This is a genomic window from Methylobacterium sp. CCH7-A2, from assembly GCF_001557075.1.
Classification (GTDB): Bacteria; Pseudomonadota; Alphaproteobacteria; order Rhizobiales; family Beijerinckiaceae; genus Allobosea; species Allobosea massiliensis.
Genome location: NZ_LSKN01000226.1, coordinates 24,479 through 36,162 on the forward strand (window position 1 = coordinate 24,479; position 11,684 = coordinate 36,162).

Annotated in this window: 12 protein-coding genes and 1 pseudogene; 1 reads left to right on the forward strand and 12 read right to left on the reverse strand. The window is 67.2% G+C overall.

Annotation, left to right across the window (positions count from 1 at the left end):
- Window positions 1-43: 43 nt before the first annotated feature.
- The 10 genes and pseudogenes from AX750_RS16595 to AX750_RS27070 form a co-directional block, all read right to left on the reverse strand.
- On the reverse strand, window positions 44-979 hold the full coding sequence (locus AX750_RS16595; RefSeq protein ID WP_066724609.1) for a dihydrodipicolinate synthase family protein: 936 nt from the start codon (window positions 977-979) through the stop codon (window positions 44-46).
- A 49-nt stretch (window positions 980-1,028) separates the two neighbouring features.
- Entirely contained in the window at window positions 1,029-2,240 is a 1,212-nt protein-coding gene (locus AX750_RS16600; RefSeq protein WP_066724612.1) for a Xaa-Pro peptidase family protein, read from the reverse strand.
- Window positions 2,241-2,286: 46 nt separating this feature from the next.
- The gene (locus tag AX750_RS16605) at window positions 2,287-3,000 is read right to left on the reverse strand and encodes a GntR family transcriptional regulator (RefSeq protein ID WP_082734975.1); all 714 of its coding nucleotides are present in this window, start codon (window positions 2,998-3,000) and stop codon (window positions 2,287-2,289) included.
- 250 nt (window positions 3,001-3,250) lie between these two features.
- Complete coding sequence (locus AX750_RS16610) at window positions 3,251-4,348, reverse strand: ABC transporter substrate-binding protein (protein WP_066724615.1); 1,098 nt, start codon at window positions 4,346-4,348, stop codon at window positions 3,251-3,253.
- Window positions 4,349-4,475: 127 nt separating this feature from the next.
- Entirely contained in the window at window positions 4,476-5,372 is an 897-nt protein-coding gene (locus tag AX750_RS16615) for a 2-dehydropantoate 2-reductase (RefSeq protein ID WP_066724617.1), read from the reverse strand.
- Window positions 5,369-6,532 carry an alpha-hydroxy acid oxidase gene (locus AX750_RS16620; RefSeq protein ID WP_066724619.1) on the reverse strand — a complete coding sequence of 388 codons (1,164 nt, stop codon included), beginning with the start codon at window positions 6,530-6,532 and terminating at the stop codon, window positions 5,369-5,371. The genes AX750_RS16615 and AX750_RS16620 overlap by 4 nt, the downstream gene beginning before the upstream one ends.
- Window positions 6,533-6,666: 134 nt before the next feature.
- On the reverse strand, window positions 6,667-7,680 hold the full coding sequence (locus AX750_RS16625; protein ID WP_245282418.1) for a MaoC family dehydratase: 1,014 nt from the start codon (window positions 7,678-7,680) through the stop codon (window positions 6,667-6,669).
- A 13-nt stretch (window positions 7,681-7,693) separates the two neighbouring features.
- Window positions 7,694-8,791, reverse strand: coding sequence for a redox-regulated ATPase YchF (ychF, locus tag AX750_RS16630; protein WP_066724623.1), 1,098 nt, complete (start codon window positions 8,789-8,791; stop codon window positions 7,694-7,696).
- Between the two features lie 9 nt (window positions 8,792-8,800).
- The gene (locus AX750_RS16635; RefSeq protein WP_066724626.1) at window positions 8,801-9,247 is read right to left on the reverse strand and encodes a PIN domain-containing protein; all 447 of its coding nucleotides are present in this window, start codon (window positions 9,245-9,247) and stop codon (window positions 8,801-8,803) included.
- Window positions 9,248-9,359: 112 nt separating this feature from the next.
- Window positions 9,360-9,467, reverse strand: a pseudogene (locus AX750_RS27070) (ribbon-helix-helix protein, CopG family); the annotation flags it as partial.
- A gap of 156 nt (window positions 9,468-9,623) precedes the next feature.
- Between AX750_RS27070 and AX750_RS16640 the strand changes: the two are divergent.
- Complete coding sequence (locus AX750_RS16640) at window positions 9,624-10,220, forward strand: DUF5666 domain-containing protein (protein ID WP_066724629.1); 597 nt, start codon at window positions 9,624-9,626, stop codon at window positions 10,218-10,220.
- A 6-nt stretch (window positions 10,221-10,226) separates the two neighbouring features.
- Here AX750_RS16640 and pth read toward each other — a convergent pair whose 3' ends face one another.
- Window positions 10,227-10,841 carry an aminoacyl-tRNA hydrolase gene (gene pth / locus AX750_RS16645; protein ID WP_066724631.1) on the reverse strand — a complete coding sequence of 205 codons (615 nt, stop codon included), beginning with the start codon at window positions 10,839-10,841 and terminating at the stop codon, window positions 10,227-10,229.
- Between the two features lie 96 nt (window positions 10,842-10,937).
- A complete protein-coding gene (locus AX750_RS16650) occupies window positions 10,938-11,561 on the reverse strand; it encodes a 50S ribosomal protein L25/general stress protein Ctc (protein WP_066724634.1) in 624 nt (207 codons plus the stop codon).
- Between the last annotated feature and the right edge of the window lie 123 nt (window positions 11,562-11,684).

Sequence of the window (11,684 nt, forward strand, 5' to 3'; positions counted from 1 at the left end):
GACAGCCGGCGGCCTTGGCGCCGCCGAACGGCTTCGGCCTCCGTCAGCCCTTCACCCACTCCGCATACCAGCGCTTGAAGAGTGCGAGCTGGGTGCGGGCGTAGTGCTTCTGGCCGTCGGTCAGGCTGTCCGAGGCGTTGAAGTGCAACTCGTATTCCGGGTTGCCCTCCAGCACCATCAGGTACTTGTAGAACAGCACGAGGTCCGGCCCCTCGTCGAAGCTCGAGAGCACGGCGAGCGCGCCGTCCAGTTCGAGCGCCCTGGCCCGCGCCGTGACATCGCCCTTCGCCGCTTGCTCGCAGAGCGAGACGAGGCGCAGCACCGGCTCCGGCAGCACGTTGCCGATGCCGGTGATCGCGCCGCTGGCGCCGCAGTTGACGAAGCCGTGGAAGACCTGCGTGTCGACGCCGACCATCAGCGTGATGTCCTCCGACTGGCCGGTGATGTTCTCGGCCGCGTAGGTCAGGCTCTTGGCGCCGCCGAACTCCTTGAAGCCGATCAGGTTGGGGTAGCTCTCGCGCAGCTTGAAGAAAAGATCGGCACGGGTCTCGAAGCCGTAATAGGGGCTGTTGTAGATCACCGCCGGCAGGCCGCCGGCAGCCTCAAGGATCGCGCCGAAATGCGCGGCCTGGGCCGAGGCGGAGGGGCCGCGCGAGAGCACGCGCGGGATCACCATCAGACCCTTGGCGCCGACGCGCTTGCCATGGGCGGCGAAGGCGGCGGCGCGCTGGGTGTTCTGGGCACCGGTGCCGACGATGACTGGCACGCCGGCCTCACACAGGCGGGCGACACCCTCCATGCGCTGCTCGTCGGTCAGGAGCGGCCAGTCGCCCATCGAGCCGCAATAGACCACCGCCGACATGCCGGCGGCGACCAACTCCTGGCCCTTGCGGACGAGGGCGTCGAAATCCGGGGTGCGATCCGCTTTGCAGGGCGTCATGAGGGCCGGGATCGTGCCGGAGAAGATGTTCGAAGCCATCTGCTTCTTCCTTCGCTTGTTCTTGTTGGGTGTCGGGTGGCGGATCGGTTCAGGCTTCGCAGGCGAAGGGGTCGTCGACGGTGTGGGCGGGCTGCGTGAACCAGCGCGCGCCGTCCTCGGTCATGTAGGCGATGTCCTCGAGGCGCACGCCGAACTCGCCGTAGATGCACATCATCGGCTCGATCGAGAAGCACATGCCGGGCTGCAGCGGCGTCTTGTTGCCCTTCACCATGTAGGCCTCCTCATGGATGTCGAGGCCGAGCCCATGGCCGGTGCGGTGCGGCAGGCCGGGGACCTTGTAGCCGGGGCCGTAACCCGCCGCCTCGATCACGCCGCGGGCGGCGACATCGACGTTCTCGCAGGGAGCGCCGGGCTGTGCGGCGGCGAAGCCGGCGAGCTGCGCCTTCTTTTCGAGGTTCCAGATCTCGCGCTGGCGCTGCGTCGGTTCGCCGAAGACATAGGTCCGGGTGATGTCGGAGCAATAGCCGCCGACTTTGGTTCCCATGTCGATGAGCACCATGTCGCCGTCCTGCAGCGTCTGCTCATGGGGCACGCCATGCGGATAGGCCGTCGCCTCGCCGAACTGGGCGGCGCCGAAGGAGGCGGTCATCCCGAGCTTGCGGTGGGCCTGGCCGAGGAACTCCTTGACCTGCGCGGTCGTCACACCGACCTGCAGGGCGCGGGCGGCGGCGCGGTGGACCTCCATGGTGATGTCCATGGCGCGCTGGATCAGGGCGATCTCGGCGGCCGATTTGAGCTGGCGGCAGGTTGCGGTGATCGCGCTTCCCTGCGTGAAGGTGAAGCGGTTGCCCGCCTTGCGCAGCCCGTCGACGATGAAGAACGGGGTCTGCGGGTCGAGCGCGACCTGGCCGCTCTCATAGCCCATGCTGCGGATGGTCTCGACCACCAGTTCGGTCGGGTCCTCATGCTCTTCCCAGCAGCGGACATCGTTACCGAACTTCATGTATTCGCGCGTCTTCGGCTCCTCGAAGGCGGGGCTGAGATAGGCGATCTCACCTTCGACCGGGATCACCGCGCCATGCAGCCGCTCGCTCGGGCCGAGCTGGATGCCGGTGAAATAGGCGAGGCTGGTCGAGGTATCGAGATAGAGCGCCTGGAGACCCTGCTCGCGCATCAGTGTCTGCGCCTTGGCGATGCGCTGCTTGAACTCGGCGACGGCAATCGGCTCGATGCCGTCCGCCATCGGTTTCAATTTGGCGAGCTCCGCCTCGAAGCTCGATCCGCCCACTCCAATCGTCATCGTCCGTCGTCCTCGTTCATCCGTCTCGAGCGCTGGCAGGGTGTGCTCAGGCCGCGGGAGCCTGAGCTGGGGTGGGGTCTGCCGGCTCCAGCAGATGCAGCAGATCCTCGCGGACGGCCATGACGTGCTGATGCGTCAGCCGCGCGGCCCCCTCCGCATCGCCCGCGCGACAGAGATCGAGCAGCGCGGCGTGCTCGCGCTTGGCGCGGGCGGTGGCGCCCTCCGACATGGAGAGCTGGACGCGGGTGTAGCGGTCGGTGTTGGCGAGAAGGACACGCACCAGTTCGAGCGTCTGGCCGCGGCCGGAAGCGCGGTAGAGGGAGAGATGATATTCTCGGTTGAGCTCGCCATAGGCCTCGAGGTCGCCCCGGCCGATGGCCGCCGCGTAATCGGCCAGGATCGTCTCGGCACGTTCGAAATCGGTGGCGGTCAGCCGGGGCACAGCGCGTCGGATCAGGTCCGGCTCCAGCATGGAGCGCAAATCGAAGAGCTCGGCGATGTCGGCGGCGGAGAGTTCCGTGACGACGGCGCCGCGATGGGGATGCAGCGTGACCAGCCCCTCCGCCGCGAGCTGATGAAAGGCTTCACGCAAGGGGATGCGGCTGATGCCGAATTCACGCGCCAAAGCGTCCTGGCGCAGTGCTTCGCCTGCGGCGACGGCTCCGGAGAGGATGCGGCGGCGCAACTCGGCCACCGTGGCGCCCGTGACGGTCTGGCGCAGCAGCGGTCTTTGCGAGCGGAGGGATTGGGGCGCGACCACGTGGCTATCCGGCTTGCTCGGGCCTGCCTGAAGACCCGGCGGCAGGAGGCCTCCAAACCGTCCGCTTGTCAATTGGATAAAATGTTCAATATCCAGTTCGATGAGGCGGCGGTCGCCAACGGGCGTTGGCTTACGACCCTGTCGTCAGCGGTTGGAGCTCCTTTTTGCGGAGGAAGGCACCGGCGCGGTCGGCGTTGTCCGGAGATGGTCGTGCCGTCTCCGGACAACGATCAATCCGTCGGCGGCTGTCTCAGCCGTCCTGCCAGCGCTGCTGGAGCGCCGTCGCCGACATCAGGTCGAAGGAGAGGTCGGAGATCTGCCAGTAGCGCGTGCTGTCCTGCTGGAAGGCCCAGAGGTGGTCGTAGATCTTCTTGAAGGCCGGGTTGGCGGCCGACATCTCGGCGTAGAGATCCTTGGTGTGCTTGTAGCTCGCCTTCAGGATGTCGTTGGGCAGCGGGCGCAGCTGCGCGCCGCCGGCGATCAGCCGCTTCAGGGCGGGCGGGTTGAGCGCGTCGTATTTCGCCTGCATGTCGTGGCCGGCTGCCATCGCGCAGGTCTTGAGCACCTTCTGATAGGTCGGAGGCAGGTTGTTCCACTTCTCCAGATTGATGAAGAAGCTTAGCTCTGCACAGCCGTCCCAGAAGCCGGGATAGTAGTAATAGGGCGCGACGCGGGCGAAGCCGAGCTTCTCGTCGTCGTAAGGACCGACGAACTCGACAGCGTCGAGCACGCCGCGTTCCAGCGCCGGATAGATGTCGCCAGCGCCGAGCTGCTGCGGCACCACGCCCATCTTCTGCAGGACGTTGCCGCCCAGACCGCCGATGCGCATCTTCAGGCCCTGGAGATCGGCCGCCGACTTGATCTCCTTGCGGAACCAGCCGCCCATCTGCGCGCCTGTGTTGCCGGCCGGCAGATTGTAGATGTTGAACTTGGCGTAGAACTCGTTGAGCAGCTCGAGCCCGCCGGCATGGAACAGCCAGGCCTGCATCTGGCGGCTGTTCGGGCCCCAGGGAATGACCGTGCCGAAGGCGAAGGCGGTGTCCTTGCCGATGTAGAAATAGGAGCCGGAGTGGCCCATCTCGACGGTGCCGTTGGTCACGGCGTCGGCGACCTGGAGAGCGGGCACGATCTCGCCGGCCGCGAAGACCTGTATCTTGAACTTGCCGTCGGTGACGCCGGCGACCGCCTCCGACAGATGGGTGCAGGCGCCGTAGAGCGTCTCGAGCGACTTCGGATAGCTCGACGCCAGGCGCCAGGTCACGGTCGGCGTGCTCTGGGCAATCGCCGGCGACGCGATTCCGGCCGCGGCGCCGAGGCCGGCGCCCTTCAAGAACAATCTGCGCTTCATGGGATGTCGTTTCCTGCCGGTGGTTTCTTATGGCGCCGTCTGCGGCGTGACGGCAGCTTGGCATGGCGCGAGCGCGGGCGACAACGAGCGCCGGCGCATGACGGCCCGGCGCTCCGGGACCCGTGGTTCAGAGGCCTGCGCTCTCCTCCATGAGCTTGACCATGACCGTCAACAGGCGGTTGGCGGGCGTCGAGATGCCAAGCCGCTCGCCGGTCCGCACCACATAGCCGTTGAGATGGTCGATCTCGGAACGCTTGCCGCGGGCGAGATCCTGCGCCGTCGAGGAAGATTGCGCCGGCATGGCCGGGGCGAGCGCCAGGACGGTGTCCATGATCTCGGGGCCGATGGCGATGCCGGCGGCCTGCGCGACCGCGCGGCATTCGGCGACGATGTCGGCCATGCTGTCGCGCACGCCCTCGACCGCGATCATCCGGCCATAAGGCAGTTGCGGAATGGCGGAGAGGGCGTTGTAGGCGCAGTTGACGGCGAGCTTGGTCCAGAGCGCGCCGATGACGTTCTCCGAGACCTCGGTGGGGATGCCGGCCTGTCCGAAGCTTGCGGCGATCGCGATGCTGGTCGCGCCGGGCCCGATGATCAGTTCGCCGCGCCCGTGATGACGGACATGGCCGGGGCCGGGCATCTCGACCGCGACATAGACCGCGGCCGGGATCACCGGGCGGCCGATCACATCCTGCAGGCGCTGCGCATTGTCGACGCCGTTCTGGAGGCTGAGGATCGTGGCATTGGCTGCGAGGTGGGGCGCGATGGCGCGGCCGGCCTCTTCGGTGTCGCCGGACTTCACGCAGAAAAGCACAATGTCGGCTTCGGCGACGCCCGAGGGCTCGGTCGTGGCCTTGACGGGCAGCGTCTCCGTCGTCCCCCGTGCCTCGAAGGCGAGGCCGTGCCGCTCGATCGCCTCGACATGCTGGGGCCGGGCGATCAGCGTCACGCCATGGCCGGCGCGCGCCAGCATGGCCCCGTAATAGCAGCCGACGCCGCCGGCTCCCATGATCGCGATGGTCATCGATTGGCTCCCTGTCTTGGCCAGAGATGGTCGCTGCCGAGCTCGGTCGGATCGGCGCAGCCGAGATGGATCAGCGTGTTGAGGAGTTCCGCCCGCAGGATCTCGATGATCGTCTTTGGGCCTTCAGACAGCCCGAGCGCTGCGACCGCAAACAGGAATGGCCGCCCGAGCAGGACGAAATCAGCACCCGAAGCCAGACTGCGGGCGATGTCGTCGCCGTTGCGCACGCCGCTGTCGAGAATCAGGGCAAGCCGGTCGCCGCAGGCCTCGCGGATGCGCGGCAGCACCTCGATCGAGGACGGGGCGGAATCGAGCTGGCGCCCGCCATGGTTGGAGACGACGATGCCATCGGCGCCGAGGCGCTCGGCCGTCAGCGCATCCTGCGGGTTGAGGATGCCCTTGATGACGAGATGATGCGGCCAGGCCTTGCGGATCGCTTCGATGCGCGCCCAGTCGAGCGCCGGGCAGGAGAGCTGTCGCGAGACGAACTCGGCATGGGCGAGGCCGCTCATCGACCCCTTGTCCGCGACGAAGTTCGCCATGCCGGGGCGCTCGCCGCGCGCGGCGCGCCAGAGCCAGCCGGGATGGCGCGCGACGTCCAGAATGGTGGCGAGCGAGGGTTTGAGGGGGATGGCGAGCCCGTTGGTCAGGTCGCGCACGCGCCGCGCCGGTACGGGAATGTCGATGGTGACGACGAGCGTCGTCACGCCGGCCGCGAGTGCCCGCCGCATCAGCCCGGCCGCGATGGTCTCGTCCGCGCCGGGATAGAGCTGAAACCAGAGATTGTCTTGGGCGATGCCGGCGATGGTCTCGATCGAGGTCGTGGCGGCGGTGGAGAGAACATAGGGGATGTTCTGCGCCCTGGCCGCGGCGGCCAGCGCGCGGTCGGTGCCGGGGCAGACGAGATCGGCGAAGCCCATCGGTGCGACGCCGAAGGGCGCGCCATAACGGCGGCCGAAGAGGGTGACCTCGGTATGGGCGGCGGCGCAGTCGCGCAGGGCCTGCGGCATCAGCGCGATCTCGCTGAAGCGCGCCCGGTTGCGTGTCACCGCCTGTTCGGCGCCGGCGCCGCCTTCGATGAAGTCATAGACCGCGCGGGGCAGGCGCTTGCGGGCGCGCGCCGCCATCTGGGCTGTGCTGAAGATGCGGGCTGCCGCCACGATGCGCTCCTCCCGGAGATGTGTCTGGCGGGCGGCTCTGCGGCCACCTCGCGCACCCTCCCTACAGGCTGTGCCGGGTCCGCAGAAGCGTCACGGCCGCGCGGGGCCTCGACGGCGAAAGCAGGGCGGCGGCTTCAGACCGGCTTGCGCTCGACGAAGACGCAGCCGTCGAAGCTGAAGACCTCTTCGCCGTTTTGGTTCACGCCCGTATTGCGGTGGAAGAAGAGGCCCCATTGCGGGCGCGAAGCGCTGGCGCGCTTGTCGGTGACCTCGGAATGGTAGCTGATGCGGTCTCCGGCGAAGACCGGCCGTGTCCAGCGCAGGTTCTTGAAGCCGGGCGAGGGCCCTAACCGCGGCGCGGGGCAGGGCCCGAAGGCGGCGAGTTGGCGGCGGCGATGGGTGACCATCGTGGCCATCCAGACGGAGGCCGTATGCCAGCCCGAGGCGGCGAGCCGGCCGAAGGATGATGCAGCCGCCGCCGCCTCGTCCATATGGAAGGGCTGCGGATCGAAGGCGCGCGCGAAGGCGATGATCTCGTCGGCCGTGAAGACGGTGCTGCCCAGCTCGAATCGGTCGCCGATCGCGATGTCTTCGAAGAAGCGCGCGGCCGGCGTCGGCTCGGCCGGCGGCTCGATCGGGGAGGGCGAGGCGGGCGGGACATAGAGAGGCGGGTGGCTCAGCCAGTCGCCCGCCGGCTGCAGGGGGGCGACGCCGCGGCGGCCGAACATGATCCAGTTGGCCTGCTCCAGCACCGGCTCGTCGCGCTGATTCAGCAGTTCGAGCTTGAAGCGGACGAGGCCCATCGCCGGACGCGAGCGCGACGGCTTGATCTCGGTGACGGTGCGGCGGCCATGCAGCACGTCGCCCGGCTGGACCGGGCGCAGCCACTTCACCTCCTCGATGCCGGGCGCGCCCATGCCAGAGGAGTTGAGCAGGAAGCTCTGCGCCATCAGCCGCATCAGCAGCGAGCAGCTGTGCCAGCCCGAGGCGATCAGCGTGCCGACGAAGCTCGCCTTCGCCTTCTCGGGATCGATGTGGAAGTCCTGCGCGTCGAAGCGCGAGGCGAAGGCGACGATATCCCGTTCCGAGACGGCGAGGCTGCCGGTCGGCACCGTCTCGCCGACGATGAAATCCTCGAAATACAGCACCGCCGCCGCCGGCTCAGTTGGCGAAGCGGAAATGCAGCACGTCGCCATCGGCGACGACGTATTCCTTGCCTTCGAGCCGGAACTTGCCGGCCTCGCGCGCGCCGCTCTCGCCCTTGTGGGCGATGTAGTCGTCATAGGCGATCGTCTCGGCGCGGATATAGCCCTTCTCGAAGTCGCTGTGGATCACGCCGGCGGCGGCGGGGCCCTTGGTGCCCTTCTCGATCGTCCAGGCGCGCGCCTCCTTCGGCCCGACCGTGAAATAGGTCACGAGGTGGAGGAGCGCGTAGCCGGCGCGGATGACGCGGTTGAGGCCCGGCTCCTCCAGGCCGACGGCCTGGAGATAGTCCTTCTGGTCGTCAGCCGGCAGCACCGCGATCTCGCTCTCGATCTTGGCGGAGACGACGACGGCGACCGCGTTTTCCTCGGCGGCGCGGGCCTTCACGGCCTCGGAAAAGGCATTGCCCTTGTCGGCGCTCGCCTCCTCGACATTGCAGACATAGAGCACGGGCTTGGAAGAGAGCAGGCCGAGCATCTCGAAGGCCTTGCGCTCCTCGGCGGCGACCTGGACGAGGCGGGCGGGCTTGCCGTCGCGCAGCAGCACGAGGCAGCGGTTCATCAACTCGGCGAGTTCCTTGGCGTCCTTGTCGCCGGTCTTGGCCTTCTTCTCCAGCGGCAGGACGCGCTTCTCGAGGCTTTCGAGATCGGCCAGCATCAACTCGGTCTCGATGATCTCGATGTCGTTGATCGGCGCGACCTTGCCCTCGACATGGGTGATGTCGCCATCCTCGAAGCAGCGCACGACATGGGCGATGGCGTCGCATTCGCGGATGTTGGCGAGGAACTGGTTGCCGAGGCCTTCGCCCTTCGAAGCGCCCCGGACGAGGCCGGCGATGTCGACGAAGGTCAGCCGCGTCGGGATGATCTCCTTGGAGCCCGCGATGGCGGCGAGCTTCTCCAGCCGGGGATCAGGCACCGCGACGTCGCCGACATTGGGCTCGATCGTGCAGAACGGGTAGTTCGCCGCCTGGGCGGCCGCCGTCTGCGTCAGCGCGTTGAAGAGGGTCGACTTGCCGACATTCGGCAGGCCGACGATACCGCATTTGAAACCCATGGTGGTCTTTCAGTCTCGGAGCATGAAGTCGCCGGGGAGGGCGATGAACGGATTGACGATGGTGATGCCGTTTACGACGTGACCGTGCCGCATGTCTTCACTGAGAAAGTGGGAACACCCCAAATTCTGCGCAGCGGCCAGTAGCACGCAATCGAACCATTGATAGTCTGCTTCCTCGCGGATCTGCCAGGCGTCCGTCAGCGTCTCGTAATCGATCGGCGTGTCGCCCCAGATCCTCAGGCCTTCGGCGTCGGCTCTCACGGTTTCCACAGCGAGATGCGGAAGCTTACGAAGCGCGACGTGACAGAATTCGTTGATGACCTGCAGGTTGATCACCGGCGGCGTCGCCTCGATCAGCGCGTTCAGCCAGATTTTCGCGCGCTCCTGCTTCTGCTTCGCGCCCGGATCCCGGCTGTAGATCAGCACGTTCGTGTCGAGAAAGAAGGAGCTCGTCATACAACTCGGTCCGGGAGGGGAGTTTGCCGTTTTCGTCCGACAGCGGCAGAGGCGGCCCGGCGAGGAACCTGTCCAGCGCTTCGCGCTGGCTGATCGTTCGGCCCACGCGCCGTTCGAGGAGTTCGGACACGAATTTGGACATGCTCTTGCCTTCCCGCGCCGCCGCCACGCGCAGGCGCGACAGCGTCTCGTCAGGAAGTGTCACCGTCAAATTCTTCATCTCATACCGACCTCGCTGCGGGGTTCAACATCGTGTTTCCGTGTTTTCGTGTCAACGATCCGCGCTGGGGTCGGTCACGCGAACGTGCGTGGCAAGCGTCATGGCTAGAGCGCACGACTTGCGCGGCGATGTCTCCCCAGCAACGGAAACCGGCCCATGCGCGTTTTCACCACCGCCTGCCTCATCCTCGGCCTGACCGTCGCCGCCGCCGCCCAGTCGCCGACGACGCGCATTCGCGGCGAGGTCGAGAGCGCCGATGGCAATACGCTGATGATCAAGACCGTCGACGGCGCCGCGGCGAAGGTCGCGCTGGCGCCCGGCTATTCGGTCGGCGGCGTGGTCAAGGCGACGACGGCCGACATCAAGAAGGGCGGCTTCGTCGGTGTCGGTGCGCGGCCGCAGCCGGACGGTTCGCTGCTGGCGGTGCAGGTCTTCATCTTTCCCGAGGCGATGCGCGGCACGGGCGAGGGACACCGACCCTGGGGCGTGCTGCCGGATTCGACCATGACGAACGCGACCGTCGCTGACACCGTCTCGCGCGTGGATGGCGCCGGCATCGTGCTGAGCTATCCGGGCGGCGAGCAGAGGGTGACCATCCCGGCCGATGCCAATATCATCATGGCCGCGCCGGCCGACGTCTCGGAGCTGAAGACCGGCGCGCAGGTAGCGATGACGGCGACCAGGCAGGCCGATGGCAGCTTCAGCGCCAGCCGCGTGACTCTCGCCAAGCCCGGCGCGCAATTGCCCTACTGAGCGGCTTCAGTCGCCGGACTTTTCGCCGAGGCGCTTCACCGCGCCGTGGCCGCGCGCCTCCATGAAGAGGTGCACCTTGTTCTGAAAGCCGGCGTCGTCGTGCTTCGCCAGCAGCTCGGCATTGTCGGCGCAGGCCGTGCAGAGATCCTCGACCCAGGGGCCTTCCGCCTTGCCGAAATCGTTCAGCACATAGGCGTGCACGAGTTCCTTCAGGCCTGGATGGCCGATGCCCATGCGGACCCGGCGGTACTCGTTGCCGATGACGGCCGTGGTCGAGCGCAGGCCGTTATGGCCGGCATTGCCGCCGCCGAGCTTCACCCGCAGCTTGGCGGGGGCGAGGTCGAGTTCGTCATGGAAGACGATGATGTCGGCCGGTGCGACCTTGAAGAAGCGTGCGGCCTCGCCAATCGCCCGGCCGGATTCGTTCATATAGGTCTGCGGCTTGAGCAGGACGATTTTCTCGGTCCCGATCGTCGCCTCGCAGGCCTCGGCCTGGAAGCGGCCGCGCCAGGGCGAGGCACGATGCGTGCGCGCGATGGCGTCCAGTGCCATGAAGCCGATATTGTGCCGGTTGCGGGCATAGCGCGCGCCGGGATTTCCGAGCCCTGCGAAGATCAGCATGACGATCGTCGTCCCTCACGGCAAAACGGCCGGGAAATCCCGGCCGTCCGCTTGGTTCTTCGTGGTGCGGCCGAAAGCCTGATCAGGCTTTCTTGATCAGGCTTTCTTGGCCTCGGCGGCCGGAGCTTCGGCCTCAGCAGCCTCGTCGGCCTCCTCGACCATCGGCGGAACGATGGTGACGATGGTGGCGTCCGAGCCGACCGTGAGCTTGGCGCCCTTCGGCAGCTTGATGACGCTGGCCTCGAGGGCATCGCCGATCTCGAGACCGGCCACCGAGACCTCGAAGGCCTCCGGGATGTGCTCCGGCTCGACCGTGATCTCGAGCGAATGCTCGACGATCTGCACGAGGCCGCCGTTCTTCACGCCCGGGCTGGCATCCTGGCCGACGACATGGATCGGAACCTCGACCGTCACCGTCTGCCCTGCGGCGACGCGCAGGAAGTCGACATGGATCGGGAAGTCCTTGACCGGGTCGAGCTGGTAGTCGCGCGGGATCACGCGCTGCTTCTTGCCGTTAACGCTGATCTCGAACAGCGTGGTCAGGAAGTGGCCGCCATAGATCAGGAGGCGGGTCTTGTTTGCGTCGAGCGCGATGGCTTCGGGAGCGGCGCCACCACCATAGATGACGGCGGGTGTCTGGCCTTGACGACGAACTGCACGGGCGGCCCCCTTGCCGACCTGTGCGCGCGCCGAAGCCTCGATTTGCTTCACGGCGGTCATGGTTTTGAATCCTTGCTTGAAAAGACAAGGCCGCCAGCAGGCGGCCTCCTTGCGGTTCGCGCCCGTGCCTCCAAGGGTGTCAGTCGGGCGCTGGCAGGCTCATAGGCGAAAAGCGCCGTGATC

Bases quoted from the DNA above. Each gene is read 5' to 3' on its own strand.
- AX750_RS16595 (WP_066724609.1), bottom strand. From the start codon at position 979: ATGGCTTCGAACATCTTCTCCGGCACGATCCCGGCCCTCATGACGCCC.
- AX750_RS16600 (WP_066724612.1), bottom strand. From the start codon at position 2,240: ATGACGATTGGAGTGGGCGGATCGAGCTTCGAGGCGGAGCTCGCCAAA.
- AX750_RS16610 (WP_066724615.1), bottom strand. From the start codon at position 4,348: ATGAAGCGCAGATTGTTCTTGAAGGGCGCCGGCCTCGGCGCCGCGGCC.
- AX750_RS16615 (WP_066724617.1), bottom strand. From the start codon at position 5,372: ATGACCATCGCGATCATGGGAGCCGGCGGCGTCGGCTGCTATTACGGG.
- ychF (WP_066724623.1), bottom strand. From the start codon at position 8,791: ATGGGTTTCAAATGCGGTATCGTCGGCCTGCCGAATGTCGGCAAGTCG.
- AX750_RS16635 (WP_066724626.1), bottom strand. From the start codon at position 9,247: ATGACGAGCTCCTTCTTTCTCGACACGAACGTGCTGATCTACAGCCGG.
- AX750_RS16640 (WP_066724629.1), top strand. From the start codon at position 9,624: ATGCGCGTTTTCACCACCGCCTGCCTCATCCTCGGCCTGACCGTCGCC.
- pth (WP_066724631.1), bottom strand. From the start codon at position 10,841: ATGCTGATCTTCGCAGGGCTCGGAAATCCCGGCGCGCGCTATGCCCGC.
- AX750_RS16650 (WP_066724634.1), bottom strand. From the start codon at position 11,561: ATGACCGCCGTGAAGCAAATCGAGGCTTCGGCGCGCGCACAGGTCGGC.